At 34.0% G+C, this 24,490-nt stretch carries 25 protein-coding genes; 14 read left to right on the forward strand and 11 right to left on the reverse strand.

The genetic code is table 11. The features are described 5' to 3' along the window. Positions 1 to 8: 8 nt before the first annotated feature. Both ACNFIH_RS14160 and ACNFIH_RS14165 read left to right on the forward strand, forming a co-directional pair. A complete protein-coding gene (locus tag ACNFIH_RS14160) occupies positions 9 to 365 on the forward strand; it encodes a hypothetical protein (RefSeq protein ID WP_035653111.1) in 357 nt (118 codons plus the stop codon). Positions 366 to 454: 89 nt separating this feature from the next. Continuing rightward, complete coding sequence (locus tag ACNFIH_RS14165) at positions 455 to 973, forward strand: ferritin (RefSeq protein WP_142451524.1); 519 nt, start codon at positions 455 to 457, stop codon at positions 971 to 973. A 55-nt stretch (positions 974 to 1,028) separates the two neighbouring features. Here the strand turns inward: ACNFIH_RS14165 and ACNFIH_RS14170 are convergent, their stop codons facing one another. Next, on the reverse strand, positions 1,029 to 1,943 hold the full coding sequence (locus tag ACNFIH_RS14170) for an alpha/beta fold hydrolase (RefSeq protein ID WP_426483645.1): 915 nt from the start codon (positions 1,941 to 1,943) through the stop codon (positions 1,029 to 1,031). After that, positions 1,936 to 3,228, reverse strand: coding sequence for an aminopeptidase P family protein (locus ACNFIH_RS14175; RefSeq protein WP_426483646.1), 1,293 nt, complete (start codon positions 3,226 to 3,228; stop codon positions 1,936 to 1,938). The genes ACNFIH_RS14170 and ACNFIH_RS14175 overlap by 8 nt, the downstream gene beginning before the upstream one ends. Positions 3,229 to 3,669: 441 nt before the next feature. Here ACNFIH_RS14175 and ACNFIH_RS14180 point away from each other — a divergent pair, with 441 nt between their 5' ends. From ACNFIH_RS14180 to ACNFIH_RS14215, 8 genes are all read left to right on the forward strand, one after another. Beyond that, positions 3,670 to 3,930: a hypothetical protein gene (locus ACNFIH_RS14180; RefSeq protein ID WP_035653121.1), complete on the forward strand. Its 261-nt coding sequence runs from the start codon at positions 3,670 to 3,672 to the stop codon at positions 3,928 to 3,930. After that, positions 3,930 to 4,397: a macro domain-containing protein gene (locus ACNFIH_RS14185; protein WP_202965026.1), complete on the forward strand. Its 468-nt coding sequence runs from the start codon at positions 3,930 to 3,932 to the stop codon at positions 4,395 to 4,397. The genes ACNFIH_RS14180 and ACNFIH_RS14185 overlap by 1 nt, the downstream gene beginning before the upstream one ends. Positions 4,398 to 4,421: 24 nt before the next feature. After that, on the forward strand, positions 4,422 to 4,859 hold the full coding sequence (locus ACNFIH_RS14190; protein ID WP_426483647.1) for a GNAT family N-acetyltransferase: 438 nt from the start codon (positions 4,422 to 4,424) through the stop codon (positions 4,857 to 4,859). Next, entirely contained in the window at positions 4,859 to 5,308 is a 450-nt protein-coding gene (locus ACNFIH_RS14195) for a GNAT family N-acetyltransferase (protein WP_426483648.1), read from the forward strand. The genes ACNFIH_RS14190 and ACNFIH_RS14195 overlap by 1 nt, the downstream gene beginning before the upstream one ends. A 17-nt stretch (positions 5,309 to 5,325) precedes the next feature. Beyond that, positions 5,326 to 6,066, forward strand: a complete 741-nt coding sequence (locus ACNFIH_RS14200; RefSeq protein ID WP_426483649.1) for a LytTR family transcriptional regulator DNA-binding domain-containing protein — start codon at positions 5,326 to 5,328, stop codon at positions 6,064 to 6,066. A gap of 101 nt (positions 6,067 to 6,167) precedes the next feature. After that, entirely contained in the window at positions 6,168 to 6,722 is a 555-nt protein-coding gene (locus ACNFIH_RS14205; RefSeq protein ID WP_426483650.1) for a hypothetical protein, read from the forward strand. 52 nt (positions 6,723 to 6,774) lie between these two features. Continuing rightward, positions 6,775 to 7,620, forward strand: a complete 846-nt coding sequence (locus ACNFIH_RS14210; protein WP_426483651.1) for a tetratricopeptide repeat protein — start codon at positions 6,775 to 6,777, stop codon at positions 7,618 to 7,620. Positions 7,621 to 7,634: 14 nt separating this feature from the next. Beyond that, positions 7,635 to 8,006, forward strand: coding sequence for a hypothetical protein (locus ACNFIH_RS14215; protein ID WP_426483652.1), 372 nt, complete (start codon positions 7,635 to 7,637; stop codon positions 8,004 to 8,006). A 446-nt stretch (positions 8,007 to 8,452) separates the two neighbouring features. Here ACNFIH_RS14215 and ACNFIH_RS14220 read toward each other — a convergent pair whose 3' ends face one another. Then, the gene (locus ACNFIH_RS14220; protein ID WP_426483653.1) at positions 8,453 to 9,814 is read right to left on the reverse strand and encodes a hydroxymethylglutaryl-CoA synthase family protein; all 1,362 of its coding nucleotides are present in this window, start codon (positions 9,812 to 9,814) and stop codon (positions 8,453 to 8,455) included. Positions 9,815 to 10,149: 335 nt separating this feature from the next. On the opposite strand from ACNFIH_RS14220, the gene ACNFIH_RS14225 reads away from it, so the two are divergent. The 3 genes from ACNFIH_RS14225 (at position 10,150) to ACNFIH_RS14235 (ending at position 13,668) form a co-directional block, all read left to right on the forward strand. Further along, positions 10,150 to 10,815, forward strand: a complete 666-nt coding sequence (locus tag ACNFIH_RS14225) for a succinate dehydrogenase cytochrome b subunit (protein WP_035653136.1) — start codon at positions 10,150 to 10,152, stop codon at positions 10,813 to 10,815. 11 nt (positions 10,816 to 10,826) lie between these two features. Continuing rightward, positions 10,827 to 12,827 (forward strand): fumarate reductase/succinate dehydrogenase flavoprotein subunit, encoded by a 2,001-nt coding sequence (locus ACNFIH_RS14230; protein WP_426483654.1) that lies wholly within the window; start codon positions 10,827 to 10,829, stop codon positions 12,825 to 12,827. 94 nt (positions 12,828 to 12,921) lie between these two features. Continuing rightward, positions 12,922 to 13,668 (forward strand): succinate dehydrogenase/fumarate reductase iron-sulfur subunit, encoded by a 747-nt coding sequence (locus tag ACNFIH_RS14235; protein ID WP_035653144.1) that lies wholly within the window; start codon positions 12,922 to 12,924, stop codon positions 13,666 to 13,668. 71 nt (positions 13,669 to 13,739) lie between these two features. Here ACNFIH_RS14235 and ACNFIH_RS14240 read toward each other — a convergent pair whose 3' ends face one another. After that, entirely contained in the window at positions 13,740 to 16,028 is a 2,289-nt protein-coding gene (locus ACNFIH_RS14240) for a family 20 glycosylhydrolase (protein ID WP_426483655.1), read from the reverse strand. A 199-nt stretch (positions 16,029 to 16,227) separates the two neighbouring features. On the opposite strand from ACNFIH_RS14240, the gene ACNFIH_RS14245 reads away from it, so the two are divergent. Beyond that, positions 16,228 to 17,004: a DeoR/GlpR family DNA-binding transcription regulator gene (locus tag ACNFIH_RS14245; protein WP_426483656.1), complete on the forward strand. Its 777-nt coding sequence runs from the start codon at positions 16,228 to 16,230 to the stop codon at positions 17,002 to 17,004. Here ACNFIH_RS14245 and ACNFIH_RS14250 read toward each other — a convergent pair. The 7 genes from ACNFIH_RS14250 to ACNFIH_RS14280 all read right to left on the reverse strand — a co-directional run bounded on the left by ACNFIH_RS14250 (position 17,001) and on the right by ACNFIH_RS14280 (position 24,487). Beyond that, positions 17,001 to 18,071 (reverse strand): dipeptidase, encoded by a 1,071-nt coding sequence (locus ACNFIH_RS14250; RefSeq protein ID WP_426483657.1) that lies wholly within the window; start codon positions 18,069 to 18,071, stop codon positions 17,001 to 17,003. The two genes, ACNFIH_RS14245 and ACNFIH_RS14250, sit on opposite strands and share 4 nt — an antisense overlap. An 18-nt stretch (positions 18,072 to 18,089) precedes the next feature. Then, positions 18,090 to 19,205 (reverse strand): D-TA family PLP-dependent enzyme, encoded by a 1,116-nt coding sequence (locus ACNFIH_RS14255; protein WP_426483658.1) that lies wholly within the window; start codon positions 19,203 to 19,205, stop codon positions 18,090 to 18,092. Positions 19,206 to 19,208: 3 nt separating this feature from the next. Further along, entirely contained in the window at positions 19,209 to 19,856 is a 648-nt protein-coding gene (locus ACNFIH_RS14260; protein WP_426483659.1) for a bifunctional 4-hydroxy-2-oxoglutarate aldolase/2-dehydro-3-deoxy-phosphogluconate aldolase, read from the reverse strand. A 15-nt stretch (positions 19,857 to 19,871) separates the two neighbouring features. Further along, a complete protein-coding gene (locus tag ACNFIH_RS14265; RefSeq protein ID WP_426483660.1) occupies positions 19,872 to 20,903 on the reverse strand; it encodes a PfkB family carbohydrate kinase in 1,032 nt (343 codons plus the stop codon). A gap of 247 nt (positions 20,904 to 21,150) precedes the next feature. Further along, positions 21,151 to 21,618 (reverse strand): RidA family protein, encoded by a 468-nt coding sequence (locus ACNFIH_RS14270; protein WP_142451554.1) that lies wholly within the window; start codon positions 21,616 to 21,618, stop codon positions 21,151 to 21,153. 4 nt (positions 21,619 to 21,622) lie between these two features. Next, positions 21,623 to 22,942, reverse strand: coding sequence for a GntP family permease (locus ACNFIH_RS14275; protein WP_426483661.1), 1,320 nt, complete (start codon positions 22,940 to 22,942; stop codon positions 21,623 to 21,625). 15 nt (positions 22,943 to 22,957) lie between these two features. Further along, positions 22,958 to 24,487, reverse strand: a complete 1,530-nt coding sequence (locus ACNFIH_RS14280) for a SusD/RagB family nutrient-binding outer membrane lipoprotein (RefSeq protein WP_426483662.1) — start codon at positions 24,485 to 24,487, stop codon at positions 22,958 to 22,960. Between the last annotated feature and the right edge of the window lie 3 nt (positions 24,488 to 24,490).

The raw sequence follows: 24,490 nt of genomic DNA on the forward strand, positions 1-24,490 counted from the left end.
TTATCAGAATGGCATTAGTTAGTGATTTGACCACCAAAGTATTATTTGAAACAGAAAAAGGATACAGTTATCAATGTGATTTGACCAACAGCATAATTATCAATTTTGTTGATACAGTGTCAAGTTATAAAATTCATGATTTTTTGATTTTTCAAAGAAAGGTTAATAGCGTTGACATTCTCAATATGCTTTACGACTTATCTGATCAGTCAGATGCACAGTTGATTGAAACTACCAAAAGAAATTTTTCCCGAAATCTTACAATCTGCGAAATAGTGCAGTTAAGAGATTTATTAAACGGAACAAAATTCACCCTCAACTTACATTCTTTGCTTTGTAATACGGTTAACGTCGAGCTTATTTAGATTCTTACTTAGATTAAATCCAAATTTTCAAGTACTTAGAGTTGCCGTCTTTAATTTTTGTAATTTTACACGTATAAAAATTAAAGGTTATGAAAGATTTACTAAGAACAAGTACTTCATTAGTTGAAGGAATCGAAAATATATTGAACTTACAGGCAAAATTAGAAAGCGATGCTTCTAATAAATATTTAGCTATGGCTGCATGGTTGGATAGAAACGGTTATGCGAATACAGCATCTTATATGTACAAGCAAGCCGAAGAAGAAAGAGAGCATTTCCTAAAAGTTTTCAAATATATTACAGATATGGGAGGGATTGCAATTACACCATCTGTTCCGGAAGTGCAGCAAGAATTTGCTTCTTTTAGAGAAGTATTTGAAATTGCTTTGCAAAACGAAATCGCTGTTACTCAGGCAATCAATAAAGTAATCGCAAAATGTAGAGCTGAGAATGATTATGCTACAGAAGATTTTATGATGTGGTATGTGGCTGAACAAAGAGAAGAAGAGAAAAACGCAAGAAGAGCTTTAGAGCTTTTTGAACTAATCAACGGAAACGAAGCTGACGGTAAATTTCAATTGGATGTGCAGATTTCAAAAATCGGATAATAAACGATTTATATAATTTAAAAAGCCCTTAATACTATTAAGGGCTTTTTGATTTTTATGATTTTAAAAATGAATTGATATCGGAGAAATATTTCTCTCTTGCATCAAGCCACCCATAATGTTTAGAATGTTCTAATAAAATCAGTTTTGAGTTTGGGTATGTTTGTTTTGCCAATTCTCCAATTTCATTGCTGATAATATCTTCTTTTCCCTGAATAATTAAAACTGGATTTTTGAAATTCTTCAATTTGTCTTTGCAGTCAAAATTCATCTTCTGCATATCTGCCCACAGCAAACCGTTTATTGTTGAATTTCCCTGAGTTAATCTTTCAGCAATTATTGGTACAAACTTTCGATTGTATACGTACGCTGGCGCCATAGCTCTCCCACGTGCTAAACGTGCAGCATGAGAAGTGTCACCTTTTTCGATTTTGTCGTTCCAATAATCCATTGAATCTTTTTCGACTTTGCTTAGATTTTTTTCGATCAAATTCGGGCCTTTCAATAAACTCAAATCAACACCGCCAGAAGACGATAAAACCAATTTATTAATGCTGTTTGGATAAACCGTCGCATAATAGGAACCAAGCATTCCACCAAAAGAATGTCCGAGGATATTCCATTTTTTGATTTTAAGATGTTTTCTTAACGACTCAATATCATCGGCCATTATTTTCATTGAAATGATCTTAGCATCTATTTTTGAAAGTTTCGATTTTCCGGTTCCTCTTTGATCGTAAATAATCGTTTGTTGGCTTTCGCCCAAAGTTTTCGCCATATCTTCAAAACCATTACTGTTCATTCCTGGGCCGCCGTTGATGATCAAAAGCGGTTCCCCTTTTCCGAATGTTTTGTAATACGTTTTGCTCGAATCATTGTTAGTTGCGTAACCTTCTGTTTGTGCAAAAATGTTTCCGGCAATTATCAAAAAAGCAAATAGAAAAATCTTTTTCATAATGAAATTATTCATTCATCAAAGTTTCGATTTCATCTACTTCAACAGGAATATTGCGCATTAAGTTAAAAGGTTCTCCTTTTTCCTGAACGACAACATTATCCTCCAAACGAATTCCGAATTTCTCGTTCGGAATATAAATTCCTGGTTCAACCGTAAAAACCATATTTGCTTTCATTGGTTCATGAAGTAATCCATAATCGTGCGTGTCCAATCCCATGTGGTGGGAAGTTCCGTGCATGAAGTATTTTTTATAAGCAGGCCATTCTGGATTTTCGTTCTGAACATCAGCTTTGTCTAATAAACCTAAACCTAATAATTCAGAAGTCATGATTTTACCCACTTCAACATGATATTGTTTCCAAAGTGTTCCTGGCGTAAGCATTTTTGTAGCTTCGTTTTTAACTCTTAAAACAGCATTGTAAACTGCTTTTTGGCGCTCAGAAAAACGTCCTGAAACTGGAATTGTTCTCGTCATATCACTTGAATAATTTGCATATTCAGCAGCAACGTCTAACAAAATCAAATCTCCGTCTTTACATTGCTGATTGTTTTCGATATAATGCAAAACATTCGCATTGTTTCCAGAAGCAATAATTGGCGTATAAGCAAAACCTTTAGAACGGTTACGGATGAATTCGTGAGCTAATTCCGCTTCGATTTCATATTCTGTAACATTTGGTTTTACGAATCCTAATAATCTGCGGAAACCTTTTTCTGTAATATCACAAGCGTGCTGAATCAAATCAATTTCTTCGCTTTCTTTTACAGAACGAAGCCTTTGTAAAATTGGATTACTTTTCGCTACGTTGTGCGCTGGATAACGTTCTTTCCACCATTTTACAAAACGAGCTTCGCGTGTTTCTGTTTCAACAGTTGCGCGATAATGTTCGTTAGTATTGATGTACATTGTATCAGCATACGTCATCATTTCGTTCAAAATTTTATGAAAATCCTGCAGCCAATAAACTGTTCTAATTCCAGAAACCTGAAAAGCACGTTCTTTAGTCAGTTTTTCACCTTCCCAAACTGCAATATGATCGTTGGTTTCTCTTAAAAAAAGAATTTCTCTTTGGTGCTCATAAGGTGCATCCGGAAACAAAAGCAAAACACTTTCTTCCTGATCTACACCGCTCAGATAAAAAATGTCTCTGTGTTGTGCAAACGGCAAAGTACTGTCGGCACTAATTGGGTAAATGTCATTTGAGTTGAACACGGCAACCGAATTAGGTTTCATTTCAGCCATGAATTTTCTGCGGTTTTTTACAAAAAGAGCGCTGTTTATTTGATGATATTTCATAATAACTTAGTTTTTGAACTTCGAATTTCAAAATTACGTTTTTTCAGTAAACAGCACGAAATTGATTTCTTAAAGTTTTATTATTTGTTTTGGTTCTAATTTTTGAGTGTTTTTTTAACCGCAAAGGACGCTATGGTTTACGTAAAGCACGCAATAGATTTTAGACAATCTTGTCATTTCAACGGAGGAGAAATCTTCGCAAGTAGCTCGACAAAGATTGAGAAAATCTTGGCGTCTCAGGACCTTAACCTTTTAGAATTTCAATAATGGCGTGTCCCTCCGGGCCGGGCTTTCGGCTATATCTTTTATTCCGCTCCGCTTCATAAAAGGATACCGCCTCTATCCCTCACGCTTAGGGTTTCAGAAGGAAATTTATTGTTTCTGAAGAAATTATTTCCAATTGTAGATTTTGTATATTGGCTAAAAAAAAATAAATAAAAGATGTTTTATTTCAAAAGATATTTTAATGAACCACGAATTGAAAAAGATGACAATTGGGGAAATTCTATTTATTACTTGGAATCAAATGAGGATGGAGGAATAATTCGTCAGATTGAGGTTTATGAAAATGGTAAAAAGCTAAAATATAGTGAAGATTTTATAGAAGATGAGTTTGGGTTTCTTTCAGATCAATCAATTGATTTAGTTGAATTTGAAGAATTCATTATTACTAAAGAGAATTTTGAAGATCAATGGAAATGATTATAAATTATGTCATTGGAGATGCAACAGATCCAAATGTGAAGGGTAATAAAATTATTGTGCATATCTGTAATGATATTGGTGGTTGGGGAAAAGGATTTGTAATGGCAATTTCTAAACGTTGGAAAGAACCTGAGCATGAATATAGAAAATGGTATAAATCAAAAGAGAATTTTTTACTTGGAGAAGTACAATTTGTAAAAGTAGAAGATGGTATTTGGGTGTCAAATATGATTGGTCAACATAAAATAAACAAAGATGAAAATGGAAATGCACCAATTCGCTACGAAGCTATCAAAGCAGGACTTGAAAAAGTTGCCCAATTTGCAAAAGAAAACAATGCATCTGTACATATGCCAAGAATAGGATGTGGCCTTGCGGGGGGGACTTGGGAAAAAGTTGAGCCATTAATTAAAGACTCTCTTTTGAATGCAAATATTCCAACTTACGTTTATGATTTTAATTGAAATAAAAAAATGAAACTATAAGTCATGAACTCAAAAATCAAAATCAGAAAAATCCAAAACCATGACCTAGACTTCATCTACAAATCAATCTGCGAACTCGAAAATGAAATTCTAGATTTTGAAGTTTTCGAAACAATATTCAATGAAAACATTTCCAATCCAAAAAATCTTTATCTAATTGCCGAAAACGAAAATGAAGGTTTAGGATTTATTAGTTTTCACACACAAAATCTTTTACATCATTGCGGATTAGTTGGTGAAATTCAAGAGTTTTTTATTCATCAAAAATATCGTAGTCAAGGAGTTGGAAGATTATTAATAAATGAGATTTTAAATTTTGCAGATCAAAATAATTTAAAAAGCATCGAAGTAACGACAAATAAAAAACGAGTAGAAAACGTCGCGATTTATGAGAATCTTGGCTTTACTTTGAGTCATAATAAGTTTACGATTTATAAGTAATGATAATAGAAAAAGCCAACATAACTGATAATGAAATCCTAACTTCAATAACCAAAAAGTCAAAAGCCTATTGGAGATATTCGGCAGGACAAATTCAAAAATGGGATAAAAACTTGACCATTTCGCAGGATTATATCAGAAATAATAACACTTTTAAGTTGATAGAAAACGATTTGATTATCGGCTATTATTCTTATGTTTTTGAAAATGAAAAGATTGTAAAACTTGATAATTTATTTATCTTGCCAGAACATATTGGGAAAGGATTTGGGAAATATTTACTTCTTGATTTTTTAAACAAAATGAAAGAAGAGAAAATAGAAAGAATCATTCTCGATTCAGAACCAAATGCGGAAAGTTTTTACTCCAAAATGGGATTTGTAAAAATTGGAGAATTTGAAACTTCTATAAAAAACCGCTTCATGCCTATTATGGAAATGAAACTTTAAAATCGAATTAAAAAAAAGTGAAACAGCTAAATATTTCCATAAAACATAATCTTGTAATTGGTTTACTGATTGCTTTATGGCTTTTCATTTTTGCTTTCATCATAAAACCTTTTGACGACGGAACCATAAATTTCAGAGCTTGGTTTTTAATCAGTTTTGAATTTAGTGTTGTGGCTTTTGTATGTTATGGTTTTTTAACGATTATTCAAAAAAGCTTTTATAAAAGAATTGGAAAATGGAATGCTGGTTTAGAAATAACAGCGATTTTTTTATTTCATGTACTATATCTGATTGGGGTTTTTGCCTTTTACAAAAGCCCAATTTTAAATGGCGGATATCACTTTTCAGAATTCTTTTCTGTCATCTTTATAAAAGTCGCTTTGATTTTAACTCCGGTAATTATTCTGGCAAGAAGATATTTAATCAAACTGATTCCATTAAAAGATGATGTTTTAATTATTAAAGGCGAAAATAGATTAGACATTTTAAAAATCCAGAAAGCTGATTTGGTCTGCATATCAAATGCACAAAATTATGTTGAAGTTTTTTATACAGAAAACGGAAAACTAACTTCAAAACTATTGCGAACTTCACTCAAAAATATTCAAAAAGATTTTAGTTTTTTGATGCAAATTCATCGTTCGCATTTAATAAATCCGTCTCATTTTAAATCTTGGCGAAATCAAAACACGATTGTTCTAACCCAAATTGAACTTCCGGTTTCTAAAAATTATAAAGAAACTTTATTAGCATTATAATTTCGTACCTAAAACAATATGTTTTGTACCTAAGTCAGTAAAATAGGCCTTTAAGCTGGTTTTTCATTTTAGTTTTGCTTCATCAATTTTAAAAATAAATTATGAAAACAAAACATCTTTGCCTTCTAGGATTATTATTTTTCCTGATCAGTTATTTATTCTTTTCTAAAATTTTGCCCAATTTTCAAAAACCAATTGACTTTGCGCATTGGTTTAACTTAATTGGTGCGTGTTTCTTATTATCATTTAATGATGTTTTTCCTAAAAACACCTGGAGTTTTATTGCTTCAATTGCAACAGCATTGGGCGTGATCGCGCACATTGGCCTCTGCACAATTGATTTTGTAATGTCGAGTTATGGAAACAATGAAATCGCAAAAGAGGCATTAAGTATTCAAATAGGTAATACACCTTCTATTTTTTATCCTTTTATTGTTGTTGGTCCGTCTTTGCTTTTTATTGGTTTAAGTCTGCATGCGCTGCGATTTATTAAAACAAATTTTATAATTGTTTTGATGATTATTCTGAGTTCAGTGTCAATTGGTTTTTCATTTTTTGTTTTGAAAAACGGAATTTATATGTTTTTGAGTTGTCTGTTTTTTGTTTTTGGATTGGGCTTTTTACTTTGTAAGAATGATATTAAAAAAGTAAAATGAATTCTATATATTTGAATGGATTTTATAATTTTAAGCCAATCGCATTTTAAATATGAATAAGATTTTTACTTTATTGGTTTTATTTTTTGTTTTTAATATTTCTGCACAGAACACCATTCATTTTGATAAAAAATTTGTTCAAAGTGAAGATAAATGGGTTGCATTTTCAGCAGATAGCACAGGAGCTTATCCGTATGGATTTATATATATTGATGCGCAAGCTGGATTAACTTTCGATTGGGAAGGAACATTTAAAATTGATCCAACAGGTAAATTTATTCCAAAAAGGAGAGAGATTGATGAGCAGATGAAATATCGTTTGCAACCCAATAATAATTTAGTTGCTTTTATTCCAGAATCTAAGTTTGAAGAATTACATATTAATAAAGTTCCCGATTGGCTGAAGTTTTACAAAACAGATGAAGAATCAATCAAACGACTTTACAATTGGGGTTATATGTATAATGGCTGGAATGAATGTCAAAAAGCGCTTGAGTTTCTTGAAAAGGCGCAAAAAATAGATCCTGAATATAAAGGTCTTCGGGTAGAATTGGCCTATTCTTATAATTGTCTTAAGCAATATCAAAAAGCTGTTGATATTTTGAAAATTGCATTAAAAAAAGAACCTCTCGATGCTTATACAAACAAGGAATTAATTTATGCGGAGACAAAAAACGGTAATTTGCAAGACGCAGAAAATGTATGCCGTAAAGTTTTTAAAGAAGTTATAGATAAGACTTACAATTCTGAAAATGCATATAATGTTTTGCAGGCTTATTATATTAAAAAAGATATTAAAAACTTCAATAATTGGTTTGCAGAAGCAAATTCTTATTTAATGAGTGATCAAAGATTTAAACCTTTGGCAGAACAAATGAAAGTAGAGTTGAAACAATAAATTACAAACGAAAATTGAGAAAACATATAAAATATCTAATAGCACTCTTTCTGACTTTTGTCTTGATTGCGGCTGACGGTACTTTATATTCTCAATCTAAATCGGCAGAATATTACCAATCTTCGTTTGTAGTTTTAAGAAGAGAACTGAATCTTAAAAATTCTCGTTTATATAAATTCGGACAGATTGTTTCTTCGGATAAAATAAGATTTTCAATTGTTCTGAATTTTCTAAAAACCGAAAATGTTTTTACTTTTCAAATTAAAAAGCTTCTGAAACTGCAGAACCTGCTTCATCAAAAACTAACTTCATTTATAAATCAGTCTGTTTTTATAAATCAAATAATCACTTCAAAACACTTCGGTAAAAGTTTATACAACGCTTAAGAAAATTTTTCTTAGGACTTATGCGATATCAAAGCATAAGATGAAAAAATAATGTCTAATCATTTATCATTTTCAAAATGTATAAACAAAATAAAAATACTCGCTTGGAGCAATCTAAGCGACCACTTCTTCATTGGATAAAAAGAAAATTTATAATTATAATATCTGCCTTTATGTTGGGAATGGCAAACGGAATGCACACCGAAGACACCAGAATTAAAGGGAATCAGAATTTTACTGAACAGCATAAAAAGGATTGATTACTTTTTATTTAACCGCAAAGGACGCAAAGGTCTTTTTTCGCAATATCTAAATAAACGCAAAGTTCGCAAAGCTTTGTGTTCATAAAAAGCTTTGCGAACCTTGCGTAATCATTTGCGAACTTTGCGGTTAAATTTTAAAAAGCATAAAAAAACCGAAACATTAAGCTTCGGTTTTGAAATTTCTTAATCAATCCATTTATAATAACGAGCCCCAATCAAAACTGGAATTTCTTTTTCAATTCTATCTAAAACCCATTCGTTTTTAGGAGTTCTTACGCTCTGTTTTTGTTCTTTTTTATGAAGACTTTCATAAGTGTTGAAATCAATTTCTACACTTTCTGCTAAATTTTCAAAAAGCTTTACATTCTCTAAAGCTGATTTCCATTCTGGCTGAATAGTTCCTTCAAAAACTTTCGATTTCGATCCGCTTCCGTAAGCTAGGAAACCGAATTTAGTTCCGGCAACTTCTTTGTTTGTGTCATAAAAATGAGACAAAGTCGACAACAATCCCATGAAAATAGAACCTGTATAAAGATTTCCAATTAATGAAGAGGCCAATTCTGCAGGTTGTAATTTCTCGGTTACAAAACTTCTGTAATCATCCGATTTTGCTACTTCTTTAATTTTTGTCTGATAATCTGCAGGTGCAATATCATCGGCAATAATTTTTTCGGCACTGTCTAAAGCGTAAATTTCAGATAACATTCTTCTTCCCTGGAAAGAATAAGGTAAATGCATCACGATGCTATGCCAAGTGTTGTATAAAGTTTCAGTAGTATTTTTTAATTTTTTGAATGAAAAGTAAGCATTTCGCGTACGATCCATATAACATTGATTCGAATATTGTCCGTCAAAAACCGGCTGATCTTTGTGGATTTCGATTTCGGTTTCTAAATTGTCAAACCAAGAATCGTTGTTTGTATTTTTTGTGATTTCTTCTTTAGAAATAGTTCTGTACGGTTTAAAGAAATCGAAAACGCCTTTTGTGCTCGTTGCCCAATTATCATCAAAAGCAATAATTTTTGGGTTTGCTGTTACCAACATCGCAACAGCTCCGGCACCTTGTGTATATTCTCCGCCAGAATTTAAATCGTATTTTGCAAAATCAGTTGCAACAACAATTGCTTTTTTAGTTGGATTCAATTTTACAAAATCAAGACAGTTTTGCAAAGCGTCAACGCCACCAATACAAGCAAAAGTAAAATCGACAACATCGCATTCTGCTAGAGAATCTTCTCCAAATTTTTGCTCCATTAAATTAATTAAATAAGAAGCAATTGGTTTTGAACTGTCGATGCCACTTTCAGTACCAACATAGATTCGGCTTATTTCTTTTAGGTTGATTTTATTGTCAGTGATCAGTTTTGTTAAAGCATTTGCTCCAAAAACAACAGCATCCTGATGAACGTCTGGAAAAGTCATTTTAAGTAATCCAAGACCTTTTTCTAATTTTTCTGGTTCAATATTTCTGGCGATCGCCAAAGTTTTTATGGGTAAATGTATGTTTGCTACGTCAAAAGAGATAGCATCAATTCCTGTTTTCATTCTTATTTTTTTGAGCCGCTAAAGGTAAAACTATGTTATGGAATGACAATTTTTTGCTTTGATTAAATTAAGTACAGCCGGCACTTTTGAAGAAAATAAATCAAAACTTTGAATAAAATAACAATATGATAAATTTTTAGTAATCTGAATACGTATTAAAATTAAGAGAAAGTGGCTGTAAAGCAATTTTTTAGATTTGCTATACTGAATTTATACGTAAAAATACGTATGCGCAGTCTATTTTAAAATGATTATAAATAACAACGAAATGGTTGTAGTTCTTTTGTATTTGAGTTATTTTTGTGTAATTTTTTAAAACAAACTACTTAACACTTATGGCACAATCTGCACAGTTGAATGCTTCCATCTTAAAGAAAGTGGCTATGGCTCTTTCGGGAATATTCTTAATCACGTTTTTAGCGCTGCATGTTTCCTTAAATTTTATTTCTATTCTTAGTGAAGACGTTTTCAATGAGGCTTCTCACTTTATGGGATACAATCCGCTGATCCAGTATGTAATGCAGCCAGTTTTGGCATTTGGAGTAATTTTCCACTTTGTAATGGGATTTGTACTTACAGCTCAAAACAGCGCAGCAAGACCAATTGCTTATGCAAAATACAACGGAGCTGCTAATGCTTCTTGGAGTTCTAGAAATATGATTATTTCTGGATTGGTTATTTTGGCTTTCTTAGGATTGCACTTTTATGATTTCTGGTTTCCTGAAGTTACCTATAAATATATTGCAGGTACAGCACCGGATGCTACAAGGTATTATGGAGAGTTAGTTCACAAATTTCATGACCCAATCCGTACAGGATTATATTGTGTGTCTTTCATTCTTTTAGGATTCCACTTATGGCACGGGTTTGCATCTTCTCTTCAATCAGTAGGGATGCACAACAAATACTCTAGATTTTTAAGTAAAGTTGGTTACGGTTTCGCAGTAGTGGTTCCGGCACTTTTCGTAATTATCGCATTATTTCATCATTTCAATAATTAATATCAATTATAATGGCATTAGATTCAAAAATTCCAAATGGTCCTATAGCGGACAAATGGACAAATTATAAAGATCATATTAATTTAGTAAACCCTGCTAACAAACGTAATTTAGATATTATCGTAGTTGGTACAGGTTTAGCTGGAGGTTCTGCGGCAGCTACTTTAGCTGAGTTAGGATATAACGTAAAAGCATTTTGCTTTCAAGATTCACCACGTCGTGCGCACTCTATCGCTGCACAAGGTGGTATCAATGCAGCAAAAAACTATAAAGGTGACGGTGACTCTATTTACAGATTGTTTTACGATACTGTAAAAGGTGGTGATTACCGTGCTCGTGAGGCAAACGTTTATCGTTTGGCTGAAGTTTCTGGAAATATTATTGACCAGTGTGTAGCTCAAGGGGTGCCATTGGCTCGTGAATATGGCGGACTTTTAGATAACCGTTCTTTTGGAGGAACTTTGGTTTCTCGTACTTTTTACGCACAAGGACAAACTGGACAGCAATTATTGTTAGGAGCTTATTCTGCAATGAACCGTCAGATTGGTCGTGGAAAAATTAAAATGTACAACCGTCACGAAATGCTTGACATTGTAATCGTGAACGGAAAAGCGAGAGGTATTATCGCTCGTAACTTAATCACTGGAGAAATAGAAAGACATTCTGCTCACGCGGTAGTAATTGGTTCTGGAGGGTACGGAAACGTATTTTTCCTTTCAACAAATGCTATGGGAAGTAACGCAACAGCAGCTTGGAAAATACATAAAAAAGGAGCGTTTTTCGCAAATCCTTGTTATACACAAATTCACCCAACATGTATTCCGGTTTCAGGAGATCATCAGTCTAAATTGACTTTGATGTCTGAGTCTTTACGTAATGACGGTCGTATTTGGGTACCTAAAAAATTAGAAGACGCTCAGGCAATCCGTGAAGGAAAGAAAAAAGCAACAGATTTATCTGAAGACGAAAGAGATTATTTCTTAGAAAGAAGATATCCTGCTTTTGGTAACTTAGTACCTCGTGACGTTGCGTCTCGTGCAGCTAAAGAAAGATGTGATGCTGGTTTTGGAGTTAACAAAACGGGAGAAGCGGTTTACTTAGATTTCGCAGCAGCTATCAAACGTTACGGAACTGAAGATGCTTATGTAAAAGGTTTAGATGATAAAGATACTGCTCTTGTAACTAAATTAGGAGCTGCAATCGTGAAAAGTAAATACGGAAACTTATTCCAGATGTATTACAAAATCGTCGATGAAGATCCTTATACTACACCAATGATGATTTACCCAGCGGTTCACTACACAATGGGTGGAACTTGGGTTGATTATAACTTAATGACTACAATTCCTGGATGTTTCTCAATTGGAGAATCTAACTTCTCTGATCACGGAGCAAACAGACTTGGAGCTTCTGCTTTAATGCAAGGTTTAGCTGATGGATATTTCGTATTGCCATATACTATCGGAGATTATTTAGCTCCAGATATTAAAATGGGAGAAATTTCTACAGACTTGCCAGAATTCGTTGAAGCTGAGAAAGCGGTTGTAGATCAAATCAATAAATTTATCAATAACAACGGAACACATTCTGTAGATTATTTCCATAAAAAACTTGGAAAAATTATGTGGAATAAAGTTGGTATGGCTCGTAATGCTAAAGGTTTAACTGAAGCTATCGAAGAAATTGCTGCTTTACGTGAAGAGTTTTATAAAGATGTAAAAGTTCCTGGAGGTGCTTACGAATTTAATCAGGAATTAGAAAAAGCAACTCGTGTTGCCGATTTCTTAGAATTAGGAGAATTGTTCGCAAAAGATGCTTTACACCGTAACGAATCTTGTGGAGGTCACTTCCGTGAGGAATACCAAACAGAAGAAGGAGAAGCACTTCGTGATGATGATAACTTTGCATACGTTGCAGCTTGGGAATACAAAGGAAAACCAAGTGATGCAGTATTACACAAAGAACCTCTTAATTACGAAAACATTAAATTAGTTCAAAGAAGTTATAAATAAGAATTTGGTCGAAAGCCAAAGTCTTAAAGTCAAAAGGCAAAATGTGCCGAGCGACTTTCGACTTTCGACTTTATGACTTTCAAACGAAAAAGGTATGAAACTTACATTAAAAATATGGCGTCAAAAAAACGCTCAAGATAAAGGAGGGATTGTAGAATATCCTATCGATGGAATCGAACCAGATATGTCTTTCCTTGAAATGTTAGATGTTCTTAACGAAGGTCTAATCAACAAAGGAGAAGAGCCAGTAGCATTTGACCACGATTGTCGTGAAGGAATCTGCGGAATGTGTTCTTTATTCATCAACGGAGAAGCGCACGGACCAGACAGAGGAGTTACAACTTGTCAGTTACACATGCGTATGTTTAAAGATGGCGATACGATTTTTATCGAGCCATTTAGAGCAAAAGCTTTCCCAGTTATAAAAGATTTAGTTGTTGATAGAACTTCTTTTGACAGAATTCAACACGCTGGAGGATTTATCTCTGTAAATACTTCAGGAAATACAATTGATGCAAATACAATTCCAGTTAATAAAGACGACGCAGATAAATCATTTGATGCTGCAGCTTGTATTGGTTGTGGAGCTTGTGTTGCGACTTGTAAAAACTCTTCAGCAATGTTATTCGTTTCTGCAAAAGTTTCTCAATATGCATTATTGCCTCAAGGTAAAGTTGAAGCAACTGACCGTGTTTTAAACATGGTTCACCAAATGGATTTGGAAGGTTTTGGAAACTGTACAAATACTGGAGCTTGCGAAGTAGAATGTCCTAAAGGAATTTCTCTTGAAAATATTGCACGTATGAATCGTGAATATTTAGCAGCAAGCTTGAAAGGATAATCTAAAAAACATTTTTAGTTTTAAATAAAAAAAAAGCATCCCGTCTCCTGACGGGATGCTTTTTTTATGTCTTATTCGTAATATAAATTTGATTCGCTAATTTCCTGTTTTTCTTTTCCTTCCTGCTGAATGAAACAGGTTAAAGAAGTTCCTCCAATCTGATCAAAATAACTGATGTTGAGTTTGTGAAATCCTTTTTCAAGCTTGACAACTCCATAAGCTTCGTTTAACCAATGAATACCGTCATTATTTACAATCAGTTCGTTGTCTATAAAAAGCTTCGATCCATCGTCTGAAAGCGTCGAAATCGTATAATTTGCCGTTTCTGGAATAAAGACATATCCGTCAAATTTTAAACCAATATAACGCTCGGTTTTTGTTTTCCATTTTTCACTGCTGATTGCTCCTTCAAATATGCCTGAATTAACAGGTTTTATAAGCTCTAAATCTTGAACCTGCTGAAATGTTCCGGTATAATAATCGTATTTCAATCCTTTTTTGGTTGGTTGTATGGCTAAAGCTGATTTTAAATCAGGATTTCGGACTAATATTTTACTAATAGAACTTCTTCGTCCGCTTGGACTGATTTGGACTGTTTTTATAATTCTATATTCGCCTTTCGGAATGTTTATCGTTACTGGTTTGGTGTATAATTCAGCTGTTTCGTCTGGATTATACCCATCAATCGAGTAGAATATCTGACCATTTTTAATTGTTGGTTTTAAATCTAAAATATATTTTGATGTGATTACAGCAGTTTCATTAGATCCAAAAGGCGTTGGGACTTTATAAAGCCTTTTTTGTTGCTCTAATCTTTCTAAATGATATGGAATCTGATTCAAAATAAAATGATTGTAGTTTTTATTTTGAGGTTGCGTCCAGGCAATTTCTGCTAAAGCAAATAATCGGGGATAAAGCATATAATTTAATTTGGCCGGACTTGTTAAATACTCTGACCAAAGATTAGACTGAACGCCCCAAATGTATTTCTGTTCTTCAACAGTCAAGCTGTCAACCGGAGTTGGATTGTAATTGTAGATTTTTTCGACTGTAGTCAATCGTCCAATTGTTAAAGGTTCTTGTGGTGAATATCCTTGATTATAATCCAGATAAAGAACTTGCTCCGAGTTCATAATTACAAAATGTTTTTGTTTCGCAGCACTTATTCCGCCTGATTCACCTCGCCACGACATCACAGCTGCGTTTGGGGCTAATCCGCCTTCAAGCATTTCATCCCAGCCAAGAATTTGTCTTCCGTTTTTATTTAAGAATTTCTCTATTCGGGTTGTTAAGTAACTTTGTAATTCATGTTCGTTTTTTAAACCTAAATCTTTGATTCTTTTTTGGCAATTCGGACATTCTTTCCATCTTGCTTTTGGACATTCATCTCCGCCAATATGAATGTATTTGCTCGGAAACAAAGCCATAACTTCGGTTAAAACATCTTCTAAAAAAGTAAAAGTTTCTTCTTTTCCTGCACAAAAAATATCTTCAAAAACACCCCATGTTTCGACAACTTTATAAGTTCTTTCTGGAAAACAAGATAAATTTGGATAAGCGGTTACCGCCGCAGTTGCATGACCAGGCATTTCAATTTCGGGAATAATATTTACATAATGTGCTTCGGCAAATTTTACAACATCTTTGATTTCTTCTTGCGTGTAAAATCCGCCATATGGATTTCCATCAAAAAAAAGCGGTGATCTTTCAAATTTATTTCCGACTAAAGTCTGTGCTCTTTTAGATCCGACTTCAGTTAATTTTGGATACTTTTTTATTTCAATTCTCCAACCTTGATCGTCTGTTAAGTGCCAATGAAAGTTGTTTAATTTATAACTAGACATTTGTGCAATAAAATCTTTTATAACATCAACAGAGAAAAAGTGACGACAAACATCTAGGTGTAATCCTCGGTAAGCGTATCGTGGCGCGTCTTCAACGGTTATGCAAGGCAGTTTTATTTCCTTTTTATTTGATGGTTTATTTGGTAAAAGTTGCAAAAGACTTTGAACAGCATAAAATAATCCTTCTTCAGAACCTGTTACTATAATTTTTTTAGAAGAAATAGAAATTTTATAGGATTCTTTACTTGCCGATGATGGATTTTTGGCAACAAACAAAACTTCAATTGGACTTTTTTTTGCAGGTAAATTTCCATTTATTGCCGCTTCAAAAATTTGCGCTGTTTTAAGTTCTTTTGCACTGAATTTATTGTTTTCAAAAACAACTTTTATTTGTCCATTTAAACTAATACTGTCGCCAGTTGCTTTGTATGAATTTGGTGCAGGAATTATAGAAGTGTTTTGAGCTTTTCCGATAAAACAGCAAAATAATAAAAAGAGGAAGATGTTTTTTTTCATGGCTGGTTACTGTTCGATTTATTGTGGTTTCAGGCAAATTTAGTATTTGAAATTTCTTTTCTGCAAAAAATATGCAAAACGTTTTAATGTTTAAATGTCTTTAAAATAGCTTAGTTAACTTTTTTATTACATTGTGTTATAATTTGTTTCGCAATAATATTGCATTATTTGTTTACATTTGTTTAAAAAATATATTGGCATGAATAATGAAAATGAATTGGTAAATTACACTAAGGAAGAACGAAAAAATCTTATTTTAAAAGAGATTAACCTGCACACTCGTGTAAGTTTTGAAACACTTTCTGCCAAATTATTTGTTTCAGAAGATACTGTCAGACGTGATATTAATGAACTTGAATCAGACTCTTTATTGATTAAGGTAAAAGGCGGTGCGATGACAAAAGCATACCATCATTCTTCATCAAATCAGACTTATGCCGGCGAATCAAAACAGATTATTGCGCAAAAAACATTAGGACTTCTTCGTGACGGAATGGTTCTCTTGATTGGAGGCGGAACTACAATTAGAGAGTTTATTCGTTTAATTCCGAATGATTTAAATCTTACTATTTTTACTGTTACTGTTCTGTCAGCAGTTGAACTTCTTGATAAACCGAATGTCAAAATTATCATGATTGGCGGCAGCATTTCGTCTTACAGCCAAATGTGTGTGAGCGGCGACGTCTATAATCAATTGGCCAATATTAAAGTTGATTTGTTAATATTAGGAACGAATGCTTTAGATATCGAAGGTGGTTTCTCAGATTCTGACTGGGAAACAGTTCAGGTTAAAAAAGCAATGATTCAGGCTTCTGAAAAAACAGCAATTTTGACTATTTCTGAAAAATTAGACACCGTTTTAAAAATGAAAATTGCCAACTTATCTGAAGTTGATTACGTTGTTACAGAAGTTGATCCGAGTGACGAAAAATTAAAATCGTATAAGAAGGCAGTTCCAAGTTTAGTTTTTATCTAATCCCAGTTTTTCATTAAAAAATTAATCCAGTTCTGGTGAAAGATTTTATCTAAATCTTCATCAGAATAGCCGTTGTTTTTAAATATCGGAACGAGTTTCTGTAAATCGGCAATGGTATTTAAATCATACGGCGACTGTTCTGTACCAAAAGCGCCGTCAAGATCAGAACCAATTCCGATATGATCTGCATTTCCGGCCAATTGGCAAATATGATCCATGTGTTTAAAAACTGTTTCTAGATTGCAATTTGTTCCTTTTGGAGTAGAAACGCCTCTTTCCCAATTTGGAACTAACATCCAGGCGTCTAAAGCACCACCAATAACAGCTCCTCTTGAAATTAATGCTTTGATCATTTCGTCGCTGTATTGACGATTGTGATCAACCAGACTTCTGCAATTGTTATGACTTGCCCAAACTGGTCCATTATAATGATCTAAAGCTTGCCAAAAAGCATCATCGCATAAATGCGTAGCATCTAAAATGATATTCAAACGCTCCATTTCTTTTAATAAATCAATACCGTTTTGATTCATTTTTCCCGTTGCATCAGTTCCGTTTGCGTAACGTCCAGGACCATAATGTGCGGGACCAATGGCGCGTAATCCGTAATTGTAGGCTTTTTCTAAATAAGAAATATCAATAATGGAATCGGCGCCTTCTAAACTCAGGATATATCCAATTGGTTTTTTATCATTTGGCGTTCCGTCATTCCATAAATCAATTTGTTTCTTAAGCGATTTTTTATCTGTAATCTGCGTCATTTCTCCAGCTTCTTCCATGGCTTTGTACCATGTGATTTGCCCTTGAGTTTGCGCCCAAGCTTGCTCAGGAGAATTCCACCCCGGAATAATGCTGTCTGGTTTTACAAATCGTGCAATTTGAGTTGCTACAACAATCCCGATATTGCCTCGTCTCAAATCAGGAAAAGAAACCGTCGCGCGCTCACGATCTGGTTTATCTGTCATTCCTTTTTCTAAATGACGCAAAGTGGGAACATCATTTCGTAAATCTCTATTCCATTCCATCGCATTCATGCTCAGGTCTAAATGGGCGTCTAGTATAAACATATTCGTTTGAACTTAATTTTATATATTAATTTTTCTGCTTCGGGCGGCCACTTTCCATTCATCACAAATTTCATGTGCCGAATTCACAACTTGAACCGAATCATAAAGCGCGCAAGTTGGACACACATGATAAGGAATTGCGTAAATAAGATCACCGATAGCATACTGATTTTGTCCTTTGTTTTCAATGATTAAATGCTCTTCAGAATGAGCAGTTGGAATCAGATTTTCATCATTTAAAATAACTAATCTTTTATCAATTGGATTTTCTGAAGAAACGGCTTTGTAGCCAATATCGATACAAAAAGTTGATTTTGTTGGTTTTGAAATAATCGTTCCAACAATAACAAATGCCGGTTCAAATTTTTGTTCCGAAAGATGAATCTGATAATTGGAATCCCAGAAAACAAAAGTTCCCGGACTGCATTCTACATTTTTTTCTGAAGCGTAAAATGGGAACGTATTCGATCCGCCAGCGACAATCTTTAATTGATAATCTAGTTTTTCCTGAATCGTTTTTAGTTTTTCGCTGATGCTGAAAAAAGAATTTGAAGCAAGTGAAATTCTGTGTTCCAAAGTTCCTTTTAAATGGCCGTCATAAATGTGAATTCCGGCAAAATGAATGTTTTTTAATTTCAGAATTTCTTCAACTAAATCAATCCAATTTTCAGAAATTGAAATTCCGGTTCTGTTCATTCCGGTATTCAAATCCAAATAAACGGTTAGCGATAAATTGTTTTTTTGAGCAATTTCATTTAAGGCTTTCGCCGAATCTAAATTATCGACAATGGTTGAAAAAGCGCTTTTTGGATATTTCTGAATAAGAGAAATCCATCTTTCTTTTTTATTTCCAACAGGCTGATAGGCTAGAAGAATATCCGAAATTTCATGAATGGCGGCAAGTTCAGCCTCCGCAATTGTGGCGCATTTTATTTTATTGATTCCGTATGTCTTGAATAAATCCAGAATTTCGCCAATTTTATGTGTTTTAATATGTGGCCTTAAATTTTGAATTTCACCATTTACAGCTTCAATCAGACGCTCGATATTTTGCTGCATACGATTTTCATAAACAGCAATAAACGGAGTATCAACACGGATTTCGGAATTTATTTTCCACCAATTTTCTTGCATAACTTAGTTTCTGGTTTTTTCTACAACTTCAATTAAATCCTGAAAAGCTTTCAGCGACTGCTCATAATTTAAATTTAAAAGCATTTCTTTCGAAAACAAATTAGAACCAATTCCCACACACACAACACCCGATTTGAACCAAGATTTTAAATTGCTTTCTTCTAAAGTTACGCCTCCAGTTGGCATTATTTTCAAATTCGGAAATGGAGCTCTAATTGCTTTTACATATCCGGGTCCGCCAATTTTATCAGCAGGAAAAAGTTTTACAACTTCAGCTCCTAACTTATTGGCATGAAGCACTTCGTTTAAAGTAGCAGCGCCGGGAATCCAATAAATATTATTCTTGAAACAGTAATTTCCAATTTCAGAATCAGTATGCGGACAAACAATGCAATCTGCTCCTAGGTTTATGAATGTTTCGGCATCTTCAACACTTAAAATAGATCCAACGGCTAGTTTGACATCTAAATTGTTTGTCTTTTTAAACTCGATCATTTGACTGAAAACTTCTTTAGCGTCATCTGCACGCGCGGCAAATTCAATAATTTTTATGCCAGAATCAGCAGCTGATTGCAAAACAATTTTAGCTGTTTCAATGTTGATTTGTGTTACTAGCGGAAGCACGCCTTGAGCTTTTAAAATGCTGTACATATTTGGGGTAATTTATTATCTATTAATTCTGTTGCTTGAGCCGTTCTCCATAAAATGATTTATTTCGGCAAGACTGGTTATGGCAAAATCGCCATGTATGCTTTGTTTAATTACACCGCAGGCTGTTGCCCATTCAATGCATTTCTGACCCGATAATTTATTGGATAAACCATAAAGCAATCCGGCATTAAAAGCATCGCCAGAACCAATCTGGTCTGTAACAACGTGTATTTTGTGTTCTTTGGTTTCGTAAAAATTGCCTTCATGCAGTAATAAACCTTTGTATAAATGTGCCGGCCCATCTGATTTTCTAAAACTCATTGCGAGTGTTTTTAGAAATGGCATTTCTTTTTTTAATAATTCGAAAGTCTTTTGAAAACGATCTGAATCTGATTCTTTTTTGTCGGTTTTTATTCCGAAGTAAATTTCAATCGCATCCAAATCGGCTACAGTGATTGTGCTGTATTGAAGCAAATCGGGCATTATTTCAGAAGGTTTTTTGCCGTATTGCCATAATTTGGAACGATAATTAAAATCAGAAGAAATTGGCAATCCTTTTTGATGTGCGGCCAAAATTCCTTCTTTACAAACAAGTCCGGCTTCATAAGAAACGCCCGGACTAATTCCTGACCAGTGAAAATGTGTTACATCTTTTAAAGCTTCTTCCCAATCAATCTGATTTTTTTGAATTGTTGCAAAAGAGGAATTGCTTCTATCGTAAATAACCTGCGATTGTCTGATTTGATTTCCAGATTCGACAAAATAAAGTCCTAAACGTTCACCGCCATAAACACATTTTGATGTGTTGACTTTATGTTTTTGAAGTTCGTTTATGGCTAACTGAGCCAAATCATTTTGAGGTAATCTTGTAATATAATCCGTTTGGATTCCGAGTTGGGAAAGTAAAACACAAACATTTGCTTCGGCGCCTCCAACATGTATTTTTATTTCATTGGCCTGCGTAAACCGGTTTCCATCGGCAACACTCATTCGGAGTAATAATTCTCCAAATGTTGCTATTCTTGTTTGTGGTGTATTTGTATTCATGTTCTTTGTTTTTTGCCACAGATTACACAGATTAAAATGATTTTTTTGCCACGAATTCACGAATTTTTACAAATCATTGCATTTAAATTAATTCGTGAATTTGTGGCTATAACTAAATATCAAAATAATCCTTTTAATCTTTATAATCGGTGGCCTATATTTTTTGCATAACCACAGACTTAGAATCAAAGTATTTCCTTAACCAATTCAGATTACTCTTTAATCTTTAACGTCTGTGGTCTATTTTTTAGAATAATTCGAAAACGGCTTCAACCTCTACAGGAATATTGTCTGGTAAAGAGCCCATTCCAACAGCGCTTCGTACTCCAATTCCATTTTCCTGACCCCAAACTTCAGCAAATAATTCGCTGCAGCCGTTTATCACGTATGGATGTCTTAAAAATTCGCCATTGCAGTTCACCATTCCAAGCACTTTGATAACTCTTTTTACTTTATTCAAGCTTCCAAAATTGGTTACTATCGTAGAAAGCATCGTTAATCCGACTTGTCTTGCTGCCAGTTTTCCTTCTTCAATATCCATATCATCGCCAATTCTACCAATGATTAAGGATTTGTCATCACGAACCGGACCGTGACCAGACAGGTATAAATATTTACCATCAACTAAATAAGGTTTGTAAATGCCAAGCGGTTGTGGTGCTGGCGGTAAAGACAAACCAAGTGTTTCAAATTTTTCTTGAGGTAATAAATTCATGATATTAATGTATTATAGAGTTTAAAATAAAAACGAAAATGATTCCTAAAACAGATACTAAGGATTCCATTACGGTCCAGGATTTAAATGTATCTTTTAGGCTGGTATTAAAATATTCTTTGAACAACCAAAAGCCTGGGTCGTTTACATGTGAACACATTAGGCTTCCGGCTCCAACTGCCAATACTAATAAGTTGGGATCCAAACCATTCTGTTGTAATAAAGGTAATAAAACACTGGCAGTCATTAATCCGGCTGCGGTGGCTGAGCCAACGCAAATGCGAATAATTGCCGCCATTAACCAAGCGAGTAAATAGGGATGAATATTAGTTTGTGTTAAAGCAGCAACGATGGTTTCGTTTACACCGCTAACTATCATAACTTCTTTTAAGCTTCCTGCTCCGCCTACGATTAAAACAATCAGCGCAACATCTTTTATTGCGATTGCATAATCATCCATTATAGAAGCGAGACTTCGTTTCATTCTTACACCTAATGTATAGGTGCAAAGAAGAAGGGAAATCAGCATAATTATACTTGGGTCTCCAATTGTTTTGCAGATATTATTTACAGCTTCATTTGTTGTAATTAATGGCAGTAAAGAAGTAATTGTCAAACCAAAAACAGGAAATAAAGCCGAGAATAAACTAATTGAAAAACTTGGCAATTTGCCTTCGTTAACGACTTCTTCGACGTTTATTATTTCATGATCTGATTCGGTTTTAATGTTTTTCAGCAAATTTGAAAACAATAAACCGGCAATAAAAATAGTAGGAACAGCAATGATGATTCCGTAAATTAAGACTAAGCCAATATCAGCTTTTAAAATACTGCTCAATGCCATTGGGGAAGGATGTGGAGGCAAAAAACCGTGTGCTACTGAAAGCGACGCCAGCATTGGGATTCCGAGATATACTTTTGAAAGCTTAAATTGATGAGCTACTGAGAAGATTAAGGGAACTAACAAAACAAAACCAACACTATAAAATAGAGGTATCCCAACAATAAATCCGGTAATCATTAATCCTAGGCGAACGTGTTTTTTACCTGTCCATCCCATAACTGTTTTTGCAATAACATTTGCCGCACCAGATGAAACGGCAAGTTTGCCAATACAGGTTCCGAAAACGATAATTAATGTAATCGAACCCAACATTTCGCCCAAACCTTTTTGAACTGTTTGCGACAAAGTGTTTATTGGCAGACCTAAAAATAGGCCTGCCAGCAAAGCTGTAATGATAAAGGCAATAAACGGATTGATTTTAAACCAGGCAATTTGAAGGATTAAAAATGCAATACATGCCGTAAGAATTATAATGCTCATTATCTAATTTTTTTATTATTTATCCCACCAGATTTTTGTTGTGAAACTATCTTCGCCCTGGCGTTTAACTGCTTCTGCTAAGTTAGTTGAATTAACAGAATATTCACTAGTTGGATATTTGAATCGTCTTGGAATTGTGCCATTTGTGACATTTCCAGGAAAATTTACCGGAACTAAAACCGGATATCCAGTTCGTCTCCAGTTAGAATAAACCTCTTGTTCATCTACAAAAAGTGCGATGTAAATTTGAGTATGAATTTGATTCATTTTTGCTTCAAAAGAACCTGCTGCATTGAATGGATTTAGCGTTAAATAAGGTGTTGCATCGGTTATTGCATAAGTCGGGCCATAAATTCCCATGTTTAAAAAAGAAGCTTTTACACCTTTTTCATATAAATCTTTATCCGTTTCATTAGTATACCAACCTCTTGCAGCAGCTTCAGCCAATAATAAATTAGTTTCGGCGTTACTGATAACCATAAGTGGCGCATCATATTTGAAAACCGTACTTTGATTTGGTTCCGAATAAGTTCCTTGTTCTGCTGGAGTAGGAGCAGTTTTGGTTCCGTTTGGAAAACCTTTTTGAACAGCAAGTGATGTATTTTGAGTTGTTCCCTGCCAAACTCCTGAATAAACACTAATTCTAGGATCAGCCGTTGATTTTAATAAATCGATAAATGTTTTGCCTAATTTTCCGCCTTCTACATTTTTTTGGCCGTATGATCCAGCTGTAAAATCTTGTCTTCTTGAATCAAATCCAACGGGGTTTCGGTTAATATCATTTGGTCCATCAGTATAGCGCATTATAGCGTTATCAGTTCCGTTTATGATTACACCCCCTGCAATTGCTTTTGTAACCCAAGTTTTGGCTAATGTTGGGTCAACTTTAGTCAATCTCATTCCTAAACGAAGCATTAAAGAATAAGAGAATTTTTTCCATTTTGCTACGTCGCCATCATATAAAAAATCTGCTTTTCCAAAACTTGTTTTTGATGCATCCAAAGCAGTTGCAGCTTCATCAAGTTCTTTTAGTAAATCTTTATAGATTGATTCCTGAGTGTCATATTTTGGAAGAAAAATAGATGAAGTGTTTGCTTTTGCAGCCTGAGAATAAGGAATATCTCCATACAAATCTGTAATTCTGTGATACAAATAAGCTCTCCAGATTCTGGCGATATTAAGTTTGTTGCTGTCAGTTGGATTGCCTTTTACAGCATCAATAACAATTTCAGTTTCATTTATTCCAGTTGGATATGCCTGATTGAAATAAGCAGAGTAATAAACCTCATTGCTAAGATATTTATCTCCAGCTCCCGAAGCTTCTTTGTAAGTCGCATAATGCTGCAACATACCGCCACATTCCAAAATATTGGTTGCAAAATAATTGTTGTTTAAGCCATCCAATTGTGCTTTGCTGAAAATGTAATTCGGATTTGGTTTTTCAACAACATTCGGGTTCGTATTGATTTCTTCAAAATCTTTGGAACAAGAAGTCATACCTCCTAAAAGTATTCCTGTTATATATAATAGAGTTAATTTTTTCATTTC

Origin of the sequence: Flavobacterium sp. 2 (assembly GCF_049949195.1) — a bacterium.
Lineage (GTDB): Bacteria > Bacteroidota > Bacteroidia > Flavobacteriales > Flavobacteriaceae > Flavobacterium.